18 protein-coding genes and 1 pseudogene are annotated in these 17,638 nt (G+C 64.2%); 10 read left to right on the forward strand and 9 right to left on the reverse strand.

The window, feature by feature from the left end; translation table 11 throughout:
* Positions 1–42: 42 nt before the first annotated feature.
* Positions 43–909 carry a hypothetical protein gene (locus AC50X9_RS14040; RefSeq protein ID WP_494894372.1) on the reverse strand — a complete coding sequence of 289 codons (867 nt, stop codon included), beginning with the start codon at positions 907–909 and terminating at the stop codon, positions 43–45.
* Positions 910–1,037: 128 nt separating this feature from the next.
* Here AC50X9_RS14040 and AC50X9_RS14045 point away from each other — a divergent pair, with 128 nt between their 5' ends.
* Positions 1,038–1,790 (forward strand): hypothetical protein, encoded by a 753-nt coding sequence (locus AC50X9_RS14045; protein ID WP_494894373.1) that lies wholly within the window; start codon positions 1,038–1,040, stop codon positions 1,788–1,790.
* Positions 1,791–2,268: 478 nt separating this feature from the next.
* Here the strand turns inward: AC50X9_RS14045 and AC50X9_RS14050 are convergent.
* The 5 genes and pseudogenes from AC50X9_RS14050 to AC50X9_RS14070 all read right to left on the reverse strand — a co-directional run.
* Positions 2,269–2,682 (reverse strand): annotated as a pseudogene (locus tag AC50X9_RS14050) (integrase core domain-containing protein); the annotation flags it as partial.
* 15 nt (positions 2,683–2,697) lie between these two features.
* Positions 2,698–3,072: a hypothetical protein gene (locus tag AC50X9_RS14055; RefSeq protein WP_494894374.1), complete on the reverse strand. Its 375-nt coding sequence runs from the start codon at positions 3,070–3,072 to the stop codon at positions 2,698–2,700.
* Entirely contained in the window at positions 3,069–3,407 is a 339-nt protein-coding gene (locus AC50X9_RS14060; RefSeq protein ID WP_494894375.1) for a hypothetical protein, read from the reverse strand. Before AC50X9_RS14060 ends, AC50X9_RS14055 begins: the two co-directional genes overlap by 4 nt.
* A gap of 44 nt (positions 3,408–3,451) precedes the next feature.
* A complete protein-coding gene (locus AC50X9_RS14065) occupies positions 3,452–4,750 on the reverse strand; it encodes a Y-family DNA polymerase (RefSeq protein ID WP_494894376.1) in 1,299 nt (432 codons plus the stop codon).
* Between the two features lie 47 nt (positions 4,751–4,797).
* Positions 4,798–5,229, reverse strand: a complete 432-nt coding sequence (locus tag AC50X9_RS14070) for a LexA family protein (RefSeq protein ID WP_232085267.1) — start codon at positions 5,227–5,229, stop codon at positions 4,798–4,800.
* Positions 5,230–5,441: 212 nt separating this feature from the next.
* Between AC50X9_RS14070 and AC50X9_RS14075 the strand changes: the two genes are divergently transcribed.
* From AC50X9_RS14075 to AC50X9_RS14110, 8 genes are all read left to right on the forward strand, one after another.
* Positions 5,442–5,729, forward strand: coding sequence for a hypothetical protein (locus AC50X9_RS14075; protein WP_250821336.1), 288 nt, complete (start codon positions 5,442–5,444; stop codon positions 5,727–5,729).
* Between the two features lie 12 nt (positions 5,730–5,741).
* Positions 5,742–7,229: a type IV secretion system protein gene (locus AC50X9_RS14080; protein ID WP_494894377.1), complete on the forward strand. Its 1,488-nt coding sequence runs from the start codon at positions 5,742–5,744 to the stop codon at positions 7,227–7,229.
* On the forward strand, positions 7,222–8,727 hold the full coding sequence (locus tag AC50X9_RS14085; protein WP_494894378.1) for an SCO6880 family protein: 1,506 nt from the start codon (positions 7,222–7,224) through the stop codon (positions 8,725–8,727). The genes AC50X9_RS14080 and AC50X9_RS14085 overlap by 8 nt, the downstream gene beginning before the upstream one ends.
* Before the next feature lie 17 nt (positions 8,728–8,744).
* Positions 8,745–10,184, forward strand: coding sequence for a putative type IV secretion/conjugal transfer ATPase (locus AC50X9_RS14090; protein WP_494894379.1), 1,440 nt, complete (start codon positions 8,745–8,747; stop codon positions 10,182–10,184).
* A gap of 8 nt (positions 10,185–10,192) precedes the next feature.
* A complete protein-coding gene (locus AC50X9_RS14095) occupies positions 10,193–12,007 on the forward strand; it encodes a type IV secretory system conjugative DNA transfer family protein (RefSeq protein WP_494894380.1) in 1,815 nt (604 codons plus the stop codon).
* The gene (locus AC50X9_RS14100) at positions 11,991–12,500 is read left to right on the forward strand and encodes a hypothetical protein (RefSeq protein WP_494894381.1); all 510 of its coding nucleotides are present in this window, start codon (positions 11,991–11,993) and stop codon (positions 12,498–12,500) included. The genes AC50X9_RS14095 and AC50X9_RS14100 overlap by 17 nt, the downstream gene beginning before the upstream one ends.
* A gap of 169 nt (positions 12,501–12,669) precedes the next feature.
* Positions 12,670–13,749 carry an ArdC-like ssDNA-binding domain-containing protein gene (locus AC50X9_RS14105; RefSeq protein ID WP_494894382.1) on the forward strand — a complete coding sequence of 360 codons (1,080 nt, stop codon included), beginning with the start codon at positions 12,670–12,672 and terminating at the stop codon, positions 13,747–13,749.
* A gap of 62 nt (positions 13,750–13,811) precedes the next feature.
* Positions 13,812–14,324: a single-stranded DNA-binding protein gene (locus AC50X9_RS14110; RefSeq protein WP_494894383.1), complete on the forward strand. Its 513-nt coding sequence runs from the start codon at positions 13,812–13,814 to the stop codon at positions 14,322–14,324.
* A gap of 325 nt (positions 14,325–14,649) precedes the next feature.
* Here the strand turns inward: AC50X9_RS14110 and AC50X9_RS14115 are convergent, their stop codons facing one another.
* Complete coding sequence (locus AC50X9_RS14115) at positions 14,650–15,318, reverse strand: helicase associated domain-containing protein (protein WP_494894384.1); 669 nt, start codon at positions 15,316–15,318, stop codon at positions 14,650–14,652.
* Positions 15,319–15,429: 111 nt separating this feature from the next.
* On the opposite strand from AC50X9_RS14115, the gene AC50X9_RS14120 reads away from it, so the two are divergent.
* The gene (locus AC50X9_RS14120) at positions 15,430–16,356 is read left to right on the forward strand and encodes an endonuclease NucS domain-containing protein (RefSeq protein WP_494894385.1); all 927 of its coding nucleotides are present in this window, start codon (positions 15,430–15,432) and stop codon (positions 16,354–16,356) included.
* 454 nt (positions 16,357–16,810) lie between these two features.
* On the opposite strand, the gene AC50X9_RS14125 is transcribed toward AC50X9_RS14120, so the two are convergent.
* Together AC50X9_RS14125 and AC50X9_RS14130 are read right to left on the reverse strand one after the other, a co-directional pair.
* Complete coding sequence (locus tag AC50X9_RS14125) at positions 16,811–17,314, reverse strand: hypothetical protein (RefSeq protein ID WP_494894386.1); 504 nt, start codon at positions 17,312–17,314, stop codon at positions 16,811–16,813.
* Complete coding sequence (locus AC50X9_RS14130; RefSeq protein WP_494894387.1) at positions 17,311–17,622, reverse strand: HigA family addiction module antitoxin; 312 nt, start codon at positions 17,620–17,622, stop codon at positions 17,311–17,313. Before AC50X9_RS14130 ends, AC50X9_RS14125 begins: the two co-directional genes overlap by 4 nt.
* Between the last annotated feature and the right edge of the window lie 16 nt (positions 17,623–17,638).

Below are 17,638 nucleotides of genomic sequence, written 5' to 3' on the forward strand. Positions count from 1 at the left end.
ATAGCACCCACCGCCACCGGCAGAACACAGGTGACGGTGCACTCAACCCTGCCTGTCGTCCAGAGCCAAAAAAGGCTTGACAAGCGTTAGGGAATCTCTTCGCATTTCAGGGTGTAGTCGAGGTCGGCGCAGCGACCGCTGGAGTCTCGTTGAGGACAATGACGGCTGTCCGTCGACCGTCCGTAGCGGCGCGTCGGTGTCCTGGCTCCTGACAAGCATGAACTCAACATCGAAGGCGCGGCTGCTGTCCAGCAGCTCCACTACGAGTGTCGCTTCGTCGATCGAGGAATCGGGGCCCTCCAGGGCCGCCTGGATCGCGCTCTCCACCGGGAGGTCACCATCACGAACTGTTACTTTGGCGAGCAGCTGCTTCGTGCGAGCTGCGTACTGCTCGGCCCGAAGAGCCGAGAGGAGGATCGCCTGGTACTGTTCGGCGGTCACGCTGGGCATTCGCACCTCGAGGGTACCGGCTTCGTCATCTATATCCGCAGTCGCCTCTGTGGGCTCCGCCTCTAGTTGGGCTCTGGCGGATGGGCTTTGGTCGCCAACCTCGCCCTTTCGTTGCGCCGGCTTGCTCTTGGCCCATTTCAGCAGTTTGGAAACGCCGAGCACAGTGGAGTCGACCGCAACGTCGACACCGTGCTCGATATGTGGCCTGAGCGCGTCCATGATCTCGCTACCGACCTGGTAACGAAACTCCTGCGCTGCTGTTGGGCGGGGCGGCACAGCAGGGGTGCGCGATCGAATAATCTCGTCGATATTTGCTGGACGTGATTCGGTCGGTCCTAGGAGGTTTTCGGTGTCGTTTTCGCGGAGGAGGTCTCGGTCATAGCCGGGGGTCTCCCTGGAGCCAGAGCGATGCGTCCCCCCGCGGCGTCGCACCCAGCGCAGCTCTTCATCGTCGCTCATGTGATTGCCGTCCTCATAGCCGAAGTCTAGCCGCGTTCGTTCCCAGTCCGCCGATCGCAGGACACTGCCTACACCGCGGATTGTGATGAGCTGGTTTGCTTGTCGGGGGTGCGTGAGAGGATTCGGACATGACCGAACTTGCATACATTACCCGCGAAGCTTGGGCGCAGGAAGCTACCGCGATAGTGACCCAAAGTGCTGTGATCCGTGAGTGGCTCGGTGAGCCCCCTTACGTATTTGCGGCTTCCGACCCAAAGAGGCTTCAAAAGCAAAACAGCGCAGACATGGAGTTCGTCAACTATGTTGCCGTTGAGAAGGGCTCCCAGCGGATTGTGGGGATCGCGGAGTTGCGAAAGCTTGCAGGGGAAAGCAAGCGGTTCAACGGAACACTTTCGGTCCTGCATCCCTATGAGCTTGACGATTGTGAATTGCTCAGGGAGCTTGTTAACAACGATCGGGTTGAGCGCCTTTTTGTGGTTGTCTGGTCGCCGTCGGATATGGTCCGGATTTGGCTTGAGGGAATGGGCGCGCGCAATTTGGATACCTCATCGGCCCCCGAAGCACCCGATCCGGTGCAGCTTGAGGCAGCCAAGTGCATGGTTGATGAACAGTACAACGGTCTCTCAACCGGGAACGGGAAAGCTGCCGTCGTTCAATTAGTCCGTGCCTTCACTGACGGTGGATATCCCCTGGAGAAGGAGCCTTGGCTGAGAGCCTTCTTCGCTGCAGGAGGGGGATTCCGTCACGCCGAATCAATTAGCAAGCTGATCTCGGAGATGAAGAAGGGAACTAAGCACCGAGTGCAGCAACGCTACCGGCCGGAGATCCTCTCGATACTCCAAGAGCGTGCTTCTGCTGAACTGGCAGACAGTCCTGACTGATTCGCGACGCGGCAGTTGCATGAATAGTAGAGTGCCCCGCGCAGTCACGGTGCTTGACGTGTGGGGTAAAAAGGTCAATCCCCTCGCGGCCAGTCGGCTTGATATCCAGCAGCCGAGTAAAGTCGCGAACTCGAAAGTTGCCACGTAGAACTGGGTAAACGAGTGGCCCGTCGACTTAATGAAGCAAGTGCAGAAGGTCATCGCGCTTATCGGGGCGGCAAATAGCCATACATGATCCGCCGCCCGGTGAGGTATGTGTTGAGAGATCGGCGAAACCGCCGTATCAAGCTGCGACTCTTTTGCGAACCCTAGGGCTGATAAGGCCGGACTGGAGACCGGCGAAACGGCGGTATCACGGCGGACTCAGTAATTATCTTGGCCATCCTTGTTCGGATAGCAAAGAACAGCCACGCGCCATTTCGGAATGGCCATGACATCCAATGCACTCATGGTTGTCTTTCCCACCGACTATTTTGATATATAAACCACGGAGGTTAGTGACGCGGCTTGCTGGTGGCTGACCCTTGAGTGAGGTGTGGCCTCGGTGATGATTGAAATCATGGAGCCAGGCCGGGAAAGCGGCGACGCGTTCGGCCTCTGAGCTGTAGGGGCGGGCGTAGGCCCATTCCTCGAGCATGGTCCGGTTGAACCGCTCGACCTTGCCGTTGGTCTGGGGCCGGTAGGGCCGGGTTCGTTTGTATTTGATGTCCGGGTCCAAGGCGTCTTTGAAGGCGTGGGAGCGGTAGCACGAGCCGTTGTCTGTCAGGACGCGCTTCACGGTGATGCCGGCGGCGTTGAAGGCCTCGTTGGCGCGTTCCCAGAAGCCGGCGGCGGTCTCTTTCTTCTCGTCGTCGAGGATCTCGGTGTAGGCGAAGCGTGAGTGGTCATCCACGGTCAAGAGCCAGTTCTAGCGCCAGTGGAAGGTTTCCAGCGCGCGAAGCAGGGGAGCGGGGCAGCCTTTCAGGTGGTCGACGGGGCGGGAGCCGGCAAGGTGTCTGGAGGGGGTGACCATCCAGACGGTGAAGTAGTTGTGGGGGAGATCCAGTTCCATGGCCCTCCGAAAAAGCGCGGTGACAGTTGGGTCGAGTTGTCCGCCGGGGAGGAACTGAAACCCCGGGCAGAAGGTGCCGTCATCAATGAAGACGCGGACGAGCTGCCGCATGACCGGTTCGGGGTCTTCCGTGAGCTCGGAGAGCCGGCGCCGCACCTGTTTCAGGGTCGGCAGCGTGAACTCCGCCCGGATCCCTGCCCACGTTTGATCGCTGGTGGGTTGGCCGTTCACTTTTCTTCCGTTGTTTCATCGGCGTCGCTGATGTGTTCCAGGGTCCACTGGGTGGAGAGCGGTTCCCGGCGGAGAGTCGCGGTTCGGAGGGAGGAGCGGGTGTCGGGGCGGACCTGGACCCGCCAGAATTCGATGCTGACGAGGTCGCCGCTGCCGACGGCTGCGGTGCGGCGGGTGTCCCACCAGGCGTCCCGTCCGAACCAGTGCTGGGACTCGGTGTCGGGATCGACAAGCCAGATTCGTCCGTCGTGGCGGATGGCGAGGGGTTTGCCGGCCGGGTCGGTCCGGACCTGTAGCTCGTTGGTCTGGGCGGGGGCTTCGATGGTGCTGGTCATGGGGGTGCGTTCTTTCGTGGTGCGGTCGTGCTGGTGGGTCTGGTTCAGGCTGCTTTGACGAGGGGGAGTTCGTCCCAGTGGGTGGTGTACCGGGGGGAGAGCATGTCCCGTTTCATGGTCCAGTCCGGCCCGCCCCGGATGCCGCCATGGCCCAGGCCGATGGAGCCGCGCCCGTACCGGCGGGTGATGTCTTCCAGGAGGGTGCCGACGTGGCGTTCCTCGTGCGGATTCTCGAACAGGGCCAGGGGCGCCTGGTTACCGCTGGGCCGCAGGTCGGTGACCATGATCCCGGCCCTGGCGTACCGGATGCCCTCGCAGATGCGGGGCAGGAGCGCGTGGGCGGCCTTGGTCAGGATCACCGGGTCCGCGGTCGGCATCGGCAACGGGATGCAGACGGAGGGGTAGGAGGTGTCTTTCGGGTTGAAGTGTGAGGTGCCGGCGAACGCGGTGAGAACTTTCGCTTGAAGGCCGTGGTTGGCCAGTCGCGCCGAGGCCTGCTGGCCGTAGACGCTCATGACCTGCCGGATCCCGGCGGCGGTGGTGATGGGGGTGGCGAAGGAGCGGGAGAAGATGAGCTGGTCCCGGCCGATCCGTTCTTCCTCCATGGGGATGCAGGGGGTGCCCTGGAGTTCCAGGACGGTGCGCATCATGACCACAGAGAAGCGGTCCCGGATCATCACCGGATCGGCCCGGGAGAGATCAAGGATGGAATGGACACCTAAGGCGTTGAGGCGTTTGGTCAGCCGGGTGGCGACACCCCAGATCTCGATCACGGACAGGCGGCGCATCAGAGATTCCCTGTCCGCGGCGGGCACGGAGTCCCAGTGGCAGACCCCGTCGAAGGCCGGGTTGTTCTTCGCCCATTTATTCGCCAGTTTCGCCAGGGTCTTCGTGGGCGCGATCCCCACGCAGACCGGGACGCCGACGTTCCGCCGCACGGCGGTCTTCATGGTCCGGCCCAGGGACAGGAGTTCCTCCGGGGTGCCTTTGACGCCGAGGAACGCCTCGTCGATGCTGTAGACCTCCAGCCAGGCGGAGTACCGGCCGAGCAGTTCCATCACCCGGGCGCTGATGTCCCCGTAAAGTTCGTAGTTGCTCGAGAGGGCAACGAGTCCCCATTCTTTGGCCCGTGGGGCGAGTTTGAACCACGGCTCACCCATGGCGATGCCGAGGGCTTTGGCCTCCGGGGACCGGGTGACGGCGCAGCCATCGTTATTGGACAAGACGACGACAGGCCGGCCCTCCAAGGATGGATTGAACGCGCGCTCGGCCGAGGCATAGAAGCAGTTCACATCCACGTGAGCGATCTGCGGCATATGCCGCATCACCGCCGGCTTAGACATCGCTCGCCCCATACCGGCAAAGCTCCCGTTTAACGCAATAGCGCGCCTTACACATGGTGAAGGCACCTGGTTGCGACGCCCCAGATGACCAGATCCGACAACGAGGGCACACGGATATCCGGGTAGGCCGGGTTCTCCGCCTGCAGCACCACCCCGGCACCCGTGATCCGCAGCCGTTTGATGGTCAGCTCCCCATCCAGGACCGCGACGACCACGGACCCGTCCACGGGTTCCAGGGCGCGGTTGACGATCAGTTCATCGCCGTCACTGATGCCGGCCCCTTCCATCGATTCCCCGGACACCCGCACGACGTAGGTGCTGGTGATGTCTTTGATCAGGTGCTCGTTCAGGTCGATCCGGCCATCAAAGTAGTCCTGCGCCGGCGACGGATACCCGGCCGCGACGGGGACCGGAGAGATCAGAACCGACAGCAACGACATACCCGCATCTATCACACGGGGACCAACGACAACGCCCACAACACACCCTTTATTCGAATATATGTTCGATACATTCAGTGTAGTCCCGGGTACTGACATTGAGCATTCACCACCATGTTGCATCCGATGCAGGATGCCCACGGAGCCCGTCCCGAACATCAACACCAGTCATGTCGCCCCGCCCCGCAACCTCTATGAAGTCGTGAGCCCAAACCCCTCATTCCATTCGAAGACAACAGATGGAGCGCCCGATGCTGCTGGCAGCTGTGGATCCCGGAATCACCCCCAACGCAAACTTTCCCTTTCTCGAATCGCTGAAACAGATCGGCGGCGGCATCCTCGTCGGTGCCTTCATAGTGATCGCCATTGTCGCGATCATCGGCGCCGCCATGCTGTTGGCAGGCAAGTTGAGCCAATCGTCGCGCCTGGCCTCCGGTGGGGGCATGATTCTGCTCTGGACTGGCCCGGTGGCAGCAATCCTGGGTGGCATTAACGGCTACATTCTTTGGTCCCAGTCGGCGTTCAATCTCGGATTCTAGGTCCGGGTCATCATGCCGGTTGACTGTGATCTCAACGGATGGTGGCCGCCCGGGTGCGGTCTCGTCTCCCAAGCGAACGACGGCATCCAGGGTTCAATCACATCGCTCTTCGCGAATATTCTCCAAAATATCGCCTCCTGGATCTGGTCCTTCATCACTGGCGCGTTCAGCTTCTCAGACGTGGATGACTCGCAGTGGACCGCCGTCGAAGGGCTCACGAGTTGGTGGGTCGTCGTCATGATGACACCCCTTGTCGTTGCCATGATCCTCCAGCTGCTGTCCGGTTTGATCAGCCAACAACCCCGCCGACTTGTGCGGGCCCTGGTAGGCGGGGCTGCCGCTGTCCCCATGGTGGCGGGTGCGGTGTACTTGGTCCGCCAGCTCACCAAAGTCAGTGATTCGGCGTCCGCGGCGCTTCTTGGCTCCCTGGGAACGGATCCATACGTGCTATTCATGCGGCTTTTCGGCTTCGAAAAAGCTCCGGCCGGCGCCGGCAGAGACTGGAACGTCATTTCTTTGGCTCCCGGGTCCAGTGGCGGCGCGGCCGGGGCGGTAGTCGTCACCGCCATGGCCGTCATCGTTGTCTGGGTTCTGGCCTTCATCCTCATGTGTTCAATGATCTTTCGATCCTTTGCGCTCATCGTGCTCGCCGCAGTCGCCCCGGTCGCTCTCATGCTTATGCCGTGGGAAAAGACGCAAACCTGGGCTCGGCGGTGGTGCGAGATCGTCGTCGCGTTGCTTCTCGCCAAGCCGCTGGCCGCAACCGTGCTGGCCGTGGCCATCAAGCTCTTTGCCGAGGCGAAGTCGTTCGCCGGACTGGCAGCCGGCGTGGTCGGCATGGCCTTGGCTTGTGGTGCTCCGCTGATGGCGTTACGCCTGGTTAGTTTCGCCGGGGGTGAGCTTGCGGCAGCCGCGCAAACTGCGGGAGGCGGACACGTACTTGCCCGAAGCTCTGGATTTGCCGCCCGGCAGATCAGCCGACAGACCGGCGGCCGCTTCACGCTCGCGGGCCTGGCATCGCACTCATCTGCGACCCGACCGATCCAGTCGAGCCGGCCGCAGTTCCCCACTCGCGCACTGCCACCCCGGGCACCACTGCCGCCATCACAGACAGGCACGACGTCGGCCCAGACCCCCGGGGGTAATGGCACCGCATTGATGCTCGACGCCGGCACCACGGCTTCCGAGCGACCGTCGCCCCGGGCGCGTGGAGGCCGTCGCGGGCCGAATTCGACTCCGGGCGCACCGCTCGAGGGCCCGGGTACGCGTGAAATCGGCGAGCAGCCCCCGCCGCCGAGGCAGCCGGCTGATCAGGCGGCGTCTCGAACGGCACCGCCCCAGGCCTCCCCGCCGCCTGCCTCCCCGCCCCCGGCCTCCCCGCCGCCTGCCTCCCCGCCCCCGGCCTCCCCGCCGCCGCCTCCGATGGCAACACCGGGCCGTCCGCCCATCCGACAGCAAGCAGTAGTCCAGCACCAGAATGACGGTGATTCCCATGTCTGAAAACTCACGCGCCCTCGAGGCCGTCAAATTCCCCCGGTACGAGCGTCGCGGCATATTTATGGGCTTGAAGTGGTACCAGTTGCTGCTGCTGGCGGCCGGAGTCCTTGTCGCCAGCACGGCATCGGCACTTCGCGGACCAGCTGGCCTATTTGCATCGGGACCAATGTGGCTGTCGCTCATCCTGCTCGGGTTGCTCCAGTATTCGAGAATTCCCTACCCGGTCTGGGCCGGGCATGCAGCCGTGTTCTTCTACCGGTTGGCCGCCAAGCAGACCCGCTTCCTGGCCAGGCCGGAGCGCCCAGCCTTGGCGGGGCACCTGGCGCTGCCGGGCGGATTGGGCAACCTGGAATTGCGTCGGACCTCAACCGGCGAGTCGTTCATCATGGACGCCCGCGGCAGGGAGGCGATCGCCGTGCTGCGCTGCAGCACCCGATCATTCGCGCTCCTGGACTCTGACGACAAGGCATGGGCGGTTCAGGCCTGGTCCCGCGTGCAGGCAGGTATGGCCCAGCGCAGCAGCGTCGCCAGAATCGCCGTCCAGGACTACACCGTCCCTTATCCCTCGTCAGCCCTGCGCGACTTCTATGAACGCACTGCCCCAGAGCGAGCAGGCACCCCCAAAGAACTCACCTGGGGCCAGCGCGCCTACGAGGACCTGATCGCTGCGGCCGGATCGGCCATGAGCCACGACCTCTTGCTCGCTCTTGTCGTGGATACCGCCAAGGCCCGACGCCGGATCAAGGAGTCCGGCGGGGGACTGGTCGGGGTCGAACAGGTGCTGCGGCTGGAGGTTGAAGCCATGACCACCGCGCTGGGCACTCACAATGTCAGGGTGGAGGAATGGCTCCCGGAGACAGGCATCCTCGACGTCGTCCGCGGCGCCTTCGATCCGGGTGCCCCGGCAACCCCGGTACGGCAACCTGCAGTCAACACGACGGCGCCGGGGCCCCAGAGCGACACCGAATCCAAGGTGCCCCGCGTCGATGCCGGGCCAATGGCGGTCGAGGAGCACTGGACCTATGTGCGCACTGACTCCGGTTTTCATCAAACGTTCTGGATCGCCGAATGGCCGCGGCAGAAGGTCTTTCCGGGCTTCCTCCACCCCTTGATCTATGTCGGCGATTTCCGCCATACAGTGACCGAGGTGATCCGCGCCGTACCCGCGACTGAGGCGCTGCGGGACATTCGCTCCGCCCAGGAAGCCCACGAAACGCGTCGGCGGATCAACACCCGCTTCGACAGGCCGCTCAGCCGCGAGCAACGGGCAGAGGAAGAAGAAGTGACCCAGCGGGAGGAAGAGATCGTCGCCGGTCACGGAGACGTGCGGCCGGCCGCGTACGTGACCATCACGGCGGGCACCCTCCCAGACTTAGCTCGGCACAGGCAGGAGCTCGAGTCTGCGGCGGCGGGGGCCTTCGTCGAACTGCGGTTGCTGGCCGGTCAGCAATGGGCCGCCTTCGTCGCCGGTGCGCTCCCGTTTGGGCGGGGACTGCGGTGAAGAGGACAGGCCAGTCGGTGCACTACGTACCGGCGGGCGGGAACCGCCAGGAGCGGAAGGAACGACGCCGGCAGGACGCCTGCGCTCACAGCCAACCGTGGGAGTCCGCGCTCCGCAGCTTAGGAGGGACGGTCGGCGCCGGGCTCGACAGAAGAGAGCGCGGCGGCGACTGGGGGAGCCGTGAAGCGAATTCTCTGCGCGGGCAGCACCGGCTGCGCCCGGCACCGCACCGCGCGTCCACCATGACCTTCGCCGCCGCATACCCGTTTATCACCGAATCGGGTCTTGGCCACGAAGGAACATACATTGGCACAGACGTCTTCGGCTCAGGAGCGTTCTCCTACGATCCGTGGATTCTCTACGACAAAGGCGTCATCAGCGGCCCGTCGATCGTCGTTATCGGCACCGTCGGGACAGGGAAGTCCATGTGCGGCAAATCCCTGGTGGCCAGATCGATCACGCTGGGTCGGAAGGCCGCCGTCGCCTCCGACCCCAAGGGCGAGTGGGTCGCGGTCGCTAACGCCGTCGGCGGGAAAGTCATTTCAGTAGGCCCCGGCCGCGCGGCCCGGGTCAATCCGCTCGACGCCGGCCCGCGGTCCAGCGCCCTGAGCGAGGCTCAGTGGCAGGCCGTGGTCCGTCAACGGCGACGCTACCTGCTGGTGGCGCTGGTGTCCCTCATGCGGCAGGGGATGCCGCTGCACCCGGTGGAACACACAGCCCTGGACATGGCGCTCATGGAAACCGTGGCCCAGAACTCGAATCCAACGCTGCCGATGGTCCTGGACCACCTATTGAACCCGTCCAGGGAAACCATCGGGCTGGTCGGCAAGGACGGAGGACAGGCCGTCAGCCACTCCTTGCGGCGCACAGTCTCCGGCGACCTGGAGGGCATGTTTGATGCACCCTCCACCGTCTCCTTTGACGCTGATGCGCCCATGATGGTGATGGACACGTCAGCGCTGATCGGTGCCTCGGAGCAGGCACTGTCTCTGGCCGCGGCATGCGGCGCCACCTGGCTGGAAGCCGCCGTCACCAATCCGGACGGCGGTAAACGGCTGGTGGTCTATGACGAAGGCTGGCGCATGCTGGCGGACCCCTACATGCTCGCCAAAATGAGCGAACAGTGGCGGCTGGCCCGTACCTACGGCATCGCAAATCTGCTCATCATGCACAAGGTCGCCGACCTCAACGAAATCGGAGACAGCACCAGCGGCCACCGCCAAAAGGCGCTCGGCCTGCTTACGGAAGCCGACACCAGGATCATTTACCGGCAAAAGCACGATGCCATGCGCCTGACCAAGGAAGCCCTGGGGTTGTCAGAGGCTGAATGCGAGCACGTGGAGAACCTCCCCAAAGGCGTCGGGCTCTGGAAAGTCGGGAACCGTTCCTTCATCGTCGCCAACCGGGTCACTACCGATGAACTCGCAGTCTTCGGCACCGATGACCGGATGGTCTGAAAGCCACCATGAACCGGCGGGCGGGAGACAGCACTCCACTCGTCACGGCCGGGCTGATCGCAACAGCCGGCTACGTTGGCCTGTGCGTCCTCGTCCAGAGCGCAACCCACATCGTGATGCTCTGGCGCTGCGGCGGCAGTCCACCGTCACCGTTCAACCCGGCCGCCGCCGTCGGGCTCTTTGTTGGCCGGGTCGATTGGATTCTTGGTCAACCACAGGGATGCGAGGTCGGCGTCGCCGCGGTCTGGTGGGTGGTCGGCCCGGTGCTTCTCCTGGTGGCGGCGCTCGCCGTCGGTTCCGTTCTGGCATGGCGGAGGTGGAAGCAATCAGGTGCGTGGCTGCGCCAGGACATCCTGAACCGCGAGGGCATCGCCCGGCGTTCCGAAATCCTTCACGACTTCGGAGCCAGAGCCGTCCGAAGGCGAGGAAGATTCACACGGCCGGGCCTGGCCAAACCCCGGATCGAGGACGTGGCCTGGACGTTGGGCCGATCCCGCGGCGTCACGGTCCACGTCTCCACCGAGGAATCCATGGTCATTCAAGGCGCGCCGCGCTCCGGCAAGGGCCTCTACGTCGTCATCAACGCGATCCTCGACGCGCCGGGTGCGGTGGTCACCACGTCCACCCGTGCCGACAACCTGGTGGTCACCATGAAGGCCCGCGCCACGGGGAGCAGACCGGTCACAGTGTTCGATCCGCAGGGCATGTCCGGGCTGCCTTCAACGCTTCGCTGGTCTCCCGTCCGTGGCTGCGAGGACCCGGACATCGCCACCCGCCGCGCGCTCGTCATCACCGCCGACACCGAGATGAAAGGCGAAAACGCGGCCTGGCAAAAGCGCTCGCTGATCATCCTGCAGTGCCTCCTGCACGCTGCGGCACTGTCCGGGGAGGGCGTCCGCGCGTTTCGCCGCTGGTCCTCGAGCCCTGTCCTGGCGCGTGAGGCGTTGGAGGTTCTCAGCCGGCCCGATGCGGCGCTGGGATGGCAGGCCGATCTCATGGGCATCCTTGAGGATGATCCCAGGAACACCTCAAACTCCTGGATCGGTGTTTCGGCTGCGGTCGCGCCGCTGTCATCGCCGAAAGTGCTCGCCGCATTGGACCCCTCGGACGAATCCGAGGAATTCGATCCAAAAACATTCATCCGTGACTGCGGCACCCTGTATCTGATCGGAACCCGCGCCGGAGCCGCCGCAGCCGGTCCGTACCTTTCGGCGTTGATCGACGACATCGACAATGCTGCCCGCGAGATGGCCTTTATCGCCCCTGGTGGAAGGCTGGATCCGCCGCTGTCCCTCATCCTGGATGAGATTGCGAACCTGGCACCGTGGCCGGGCTTGCCCATCGCCCTCTCTGACGGGGGCGGCATCGGCATTTCCACTCTCGTGGTCCTGCAGTCCCTGTCCCAGGCGAGGACGGGATGGTCCATCGATGAAGCTGCAACCATTTGGGACTCGGCCATCATCAAGGTGATCTTCGGCGGCGGCTCTGACGAGCGTGACCTTCGTTCGCTCGCCGGGCTGCTGGGGGAGCGGAGCCTGATCCTGAACACCCGTTCCTGGTCCGCGCAGGGCCGCCAGGACGGCGAGCAGATCAGGGAGAGCCCAGTCCTGGCCCTGAATGAGATCCGGCGTCTGCCCACCGGCACGGCCCTCATGCTGGGGCGGCGAACCCGCCCCATTTTGTTGGACCTGCGCGAGTGGCACAAGCGTAAGGACGCGGCCGAACTTGGTCGGTCGAAGCTGGAGCTTGAACAAGCCCTGGCAGACGGGCACCGCCTGCGGCAGCAAACAACCGTGGAGGTGAGCGATGGCGAGCCAGGATGAAACCGAACGCTTTGAGATCCCCTCAGCAGGAGGAGAGGACGATGACCTGACGGCCGAGCTCTTCCGGTCCGCATTCCGGCCGCCCGGGAGGGTGGCCGGCTTGACGTACCGTTGGCGGGAACTGACGGCGGTGCAGGCCCGGACCGTGTGGGGCGACTTGGCGGTGTGGGTCAGATGGCTTGTCGCCACGTACCAGCTGACGACGTCGGTGGTTCCGGATTGCTGGTGGCGCCACTCCGAAATCGTTGCCGAGCTATACGCGCTGCACAGGGCGGAGCTGGCCTCCTATGCCAGCGATGATTCCGGTTTCGCACCGCTCGCCTTTCACGAGCGGCTGCCACACGCCGTCGAGCGTCTGCGGACACATACCCGGACGGCCGGTTGCGTGGGCCTTCAAGCGCACAAGGAGCCCGCGTTGAGAATCCTGCGGTTAGACGCTCCGGGCTTCGTTGAGTGGCAGGCGGCTTCCCACCAGATCGGTGACGACTGGTGAAGTCATGCTGTTCGCGTCTCTGAGGACATGAATGGGTATCCGCAAGGTGCTCCCAGCGGGAAGCCGAGAAGCATGGAGGGCGGCTTTGGTGGCCCCTGAACCTGAAGACCTATCCAGCGATGTGGCGCCACATGTCGCATTCGGCACTAGTGAGGCCGGTCATGAGCGCATGACACCGGAAGAACGCATCGCTGCCTTGACGGATGGACTCCACAAGATCCTGGAAGAGGCCCTTGAATCTCCGTCGCACTGGCAGGTGCTGCTGGACGCCTCGGCAACCTTGTGGCGCTACTCGGGCGGCAACGTTGCCCTGCTCATGATGCAGATGGCCCAGCGCGGCACCGAAGAACCCACCTTGGTGGCCGGCTACAAGGAATGGGCTTGCCACGGCCGCACCGTGGCACGGGGTGAGCATGCACTCTGGGTGATCGCGCCCCGCACGGCCAGAGTTCAGCAGGTGACAATTCCCGACGGTACCCGCCAGCGCGTCCCGGCGCGCGAGCAGATGCCGCCAGGCGCCGTCGACGATGGAACGAAAACCGTCATCACCGGTTGGCGTGGGCAGGCAGTCTTTGACGTCTCGCAGACGCAGGGGACACCGCTGTTGGTGCCCCGCGGTGCCGCCGCTGGCGTGGATGCGGGTGAGCTATGGCGATCCCTTGCTGCTGTCGCCGCCAGCCACGGTTTCGACGTCGATTTGACGGACGCCCAGTATGGGCTGACAAGTGGCTTTACGGACTTCGCCGGACACCGGGTCCAGGTCGGCGCCTGGCTGGGTCCGGAAGAGCGCGCAGCCGTCCTTGCCCACGAGCTGGGGCATGTGCTGCTCCACGGTCCGGACGACGAGACCGGCCGGCTCTACGGCAGCAGCGCGGACCACCGGGGGCTGGCTGAAGTCGAGGCTGAATCCGTCGCCTACACGGTACTCAGGGCCCACGGGATTGACCGCGGACCGCAATCCGCCACCTACCTGGCCGGATGGGCCGACGCCGTCATTGAGGCAGAGAACGAAGCGATGGCCCACGACCCCGGCAGCAAGCTAGCAAGGTCCCGCGCGGACATCGCCAAGTCAGTATTGGGCCGCGTCACCGCTGCCAGCAAGGGAATTCTCGAAATCACCCATCCGCCGGGATTCGGCGGCAAGATCTCCGCAGTTGACGCGGATCCTCGCGTGAACCCCGCAGCGTCCTACATGGGCCCGGAACGGCCCGTGCGGTCTGTGGACGGGCCAGTAATGGCCGGGCCGTAACGACGGCTGTACCAAATCTGTCCGGCGGGAGAGTCCCGCCGGCAACTGAAAGGACAAGATCAATGAGCACCAAGATCCCGGTTAGCATCGCGGGCAATCTCGTCGCCGACCCCGAACTGAGCATCGGTGAAAGCGGCGTGGCCCACGCTAAGCTTCGTGTCGCCGTCAACCAGCGAATCCAGGGGGCAGACGGCACCTGGCACGACGGAGAACCCGTCTTCCACAATGTGTACGCCTTCCGCGCGTTGGCCGAAAACGCGGCGACTTCACTGAAGAAGGGCGACCCGGTCACTGTCGCGGGGGAGCTGGAATTCCGCTCTTACGAGAAGGACGGCGAACGCCGCGAAGCAAGGCGTATCGTCGCCGATACGATCGGGCCGGACCTGCGCTTCGGCACCTCGGTCTACCAGCGCATGTCGCTTGCGCCCGTTGTAGCGCCCGATGCTGAAGTGCGTGCAGGCCTTGAGGCGCCCGTCGCGGCAGAGGGTGCTACGCAGGCCTACACCGTCACCTCGAAAGGTCCGGTGGTGGTGCCCCCTTTCGGGAGCGTGGCGGGGCATGAGATGAGCTACTGAAGAGCTGAAGTGTCCGTCCGGGGCGCGGGCGTGAGTGATGCCTAAGCGGGTTGGTGAGCACACCAACCCGCTTTCCCATGCGGCGAGGGCCAGAGTGCCTCGGCCACTTCGCTTGAGAAAGTTCACTCTCGCAGCGCGACTGTCGTAGTCGCCGAGGGTACGTGCACGCCAACTCCACCGACGAAGACGTATGTCCTAAAAAGCGTGTACTCAGGCTTTACAGCCACTCGCCGCAGGGGATAGTTCAACATCCGCCCTACAGCGCCTGCAAGCCCAGGGCGGACAAGCGCCCTAAGGGCGTAAATTCCTGATGAGTACTCCTTAATCAGTGTGGGAAGCCCGCCGCCTGCCGGCCGCCGCTACCGGCCCGGCCGGCGCGCCAGCCGGGAACCGAAGCATCCAACCGCTCAACCCGGTCGGGCCCCAGCATGCCCTTGCGCTGGTTGATGCGTTGCACATGAAACCACACGCCGAGTAGCCGCTCATCTTCGGTGTCGAAGCCATTGTGACGGGGCCAGTCGTTGCCGGCGGCCAGGTAATCTGCCAACTCAGCCAGCCGGCGCCCCCACCGCGCGTCATTGTCAGCTTTCTTGGACGGCGCCACCTCCCAGCCGGGAATCACACCCAGGGCTTCGCAGTAGACGGGGGAGAGGGTGCCCGCGGCGGCGTCCTGCCGGCGGGGGTTCAGCCACATGCCCAGGGCTCGTTCGCGTGGTGTCTTCCCGCCCGTTGTAGGCAGCCGGCCCTCCTCCTCGTAGAACGCGATGACGTCGACCAGGTTGCGTTGACCGGCTGAAATCTTTCGCGTGACTGCCCCCAGTGAGGCCTTATGTTCCTCCCGGAGACCCGGATGAGCGTTAACAGCCAGCTGGAGATGATACCGAACGGTGCTTTGGGCAGCTCCCGCCAGGGCGGCGATCTTTGGGGACGGGATGCCCTGGCGGTACATCTGCACCCATTCAATGTCCGGTGCCTGGCGCTTAGCGGTTGTCATCGACACTGAGCTTTCGGGGCCGCGGGGACATGAGGGCCAGGGACGGCCGCCGATTGGGATACCTTCAGGAAGGCACTGACGCGCCCACTGGGCCCACACACTAGGAGAAGAATGACGACAGCATGGATGGTCCGGCAGGGCACACGTGGCCGGAACGCCGAAGAAATGATCGAAGTCGGGTACATGGGCGTGGACTTCATCGGCGACTACGACCTCACCCCGCATCTGGGCGAAGGGTCGGAGGCGTTCCGCTCCACCGCGATCCAGGTGTTCCTCGGGCAGGAACCGGACAAGACCAAGGTTGCTGCCGGCCTCGCGGCCGGTAACCTCTGGTGGGCGTGCGAAGGAATCACCGAGGGCGACCTTGTCCTTGCACCCAAGCCTGACCGCACCTACCAGTACGGCATCGTCACCGGCGGCTACGAATACCACCCGGGCACCGACCTGCCGCACCGGCGCCGGGTCGACTGGAAGGGTTCGTTCAGCCGGGACGCCATGAGCACCACCCTGGCGTCCTCGGCCGGCTCGCTGATGACGGTCTTCCAGCTGACTGCGCACGCCGCCGAGCTCGCCACGCTCACGCAACTGGCCGACCCGGCCCAGCCCATCACCCAGGCGATCTCTGCCCAGGTCGAGGACCAGCTGGCTTTCCAGATGGAGAAGCAGCTCGAAGACTTCCTGGTCCACAATTGGCGCAGCACCGCCCTGGGCCTGGAATTCGACATCTACACGGAGGACGGCCAGCCGGTCGGTCAGCAATACCCGACCGACACCGGCCCCCTGGACATCCTGGCCATCAGCAAGGACAAGACCCGGCTGTTGGTGGTTGAGCTCAAACGCGGCCGGGCCAGTGACTCTGTTGTTGGCCAGATCCAGCGGTACATGGGCTTCGTCCACGAAACCCTGCTCGAACCCGGGCAGCGTGTCGAAGGCGTCATCATCGCCCAAGAGGATGACCTCCGGATCCGGCGGGCGCTCTCCATGGCACAGAACATCCGGTTCATGAAGTACCGGGTCGAATTCCACCTAGAGTCCTAGGCCGGACTGAGAGCTGACAGTTGCACGCGGTCGGTCGCTCGTATTCGCGAAAAATGCCCGGATATGTCCTAAGACCGACCGCCGTTAGCGTGTCCAGCCGCAAATGGGGGCGCTTTTTATTTTCCTTTTGTGGGTACTGACATTTCCGGGGATTTTTTCTGGTTCCGGTGAACGCAGGCTGAGGTCAGCTAACTGCAGTGGGCGGGACTGCTGCCCCTAAACAGCAACCCTTTGGGGCCCTGCGTGCCTTGGCCAAGATCTTGTGATGTGGCCAAGGTGGAAAGCAGCCGGTCCGCGCCTATCCCTGTCAGACCTGCTCCAGCTGGCACCTGACCTCCAAGAAGCTCACCGGCAAAGCTCCTGCGGTGGAGCGCCGGGCCTTACTAAGTCCTCGATGAATCCCGCGGGCCGCCGCTTCGAGCTCGGCGCTCGCGCCAGCCAGGCAGCTGGGCATTCAGCCTGGTCTTACGGTCCGTGGGCAGCTTGCCTTCCCGGAGGCTGATCCGATGACGTGCAGCCATACGCCGAGGAGCCTCTCCTCTTCGGTGGCCGGCGCTCTGTGCCGTGGCCAGTCGTGGCCGGCCGGCCGGTTGTGGGATAGGTCGGCAAGCCGTTGGTCTAAGCGTGCTGCGTTCGACTGTGTCCGGGTCGGCTGAGCGTCCCAGACGGGGATGACCGCCAACCCGTCACGGTAGGTGGGGGAGAGGGTGCCCGCCGAGGCCGCTGCCCGGCGGGAATGGAGCCAGGAGCCCAGCGCCCGCTCCCGCGCGGTCCTCCCGCCCGTTGTGGGAAGCCGGCCCTCCTCCGCCTCGTAGAACGCGATAGTGGCGGTCAGGTTCCGCAGCCCGGCTGAGGTGTTGCGGGTGACCTTGCCCAAGGTTGCCTTGTGCTCATGCCTGAGCCCTGGTGTTGCCTGAACGGCCAGGTTCAGGTGATAGCCGAGGGGCGTGCCGCTCACATTTGCGGAAACTTCACGTAGGCCTTGGCCCGGCGCTTGATGGCTCGGAGCATCGTCTGCACGTCCTTGTCACCGGCCAGCAGCCATAACTCGTACTCATCCTGAAGGTCCATCCAGTACTGGGCGGTCGTGCCGAGGGCTGCGCCGAACTGCATCGCCGAGGTCCGGGTGATTCCGGTCTTGCCACTGATAACTTCGCTGACGAACTGAGCCGGCCGGTCGATTACCTCGGAAAGCTTTGCCTGGTTCCACCGAAGCTTCTCGACGTGCCACGCCAGTACGTCGCCGGGCTTTTCAGGTTCCTGCATGACGGCTGGCTCTCCC

The organism is Pseudarthrobacter sp. HLT1-3 (assembly GCF_059383535.1).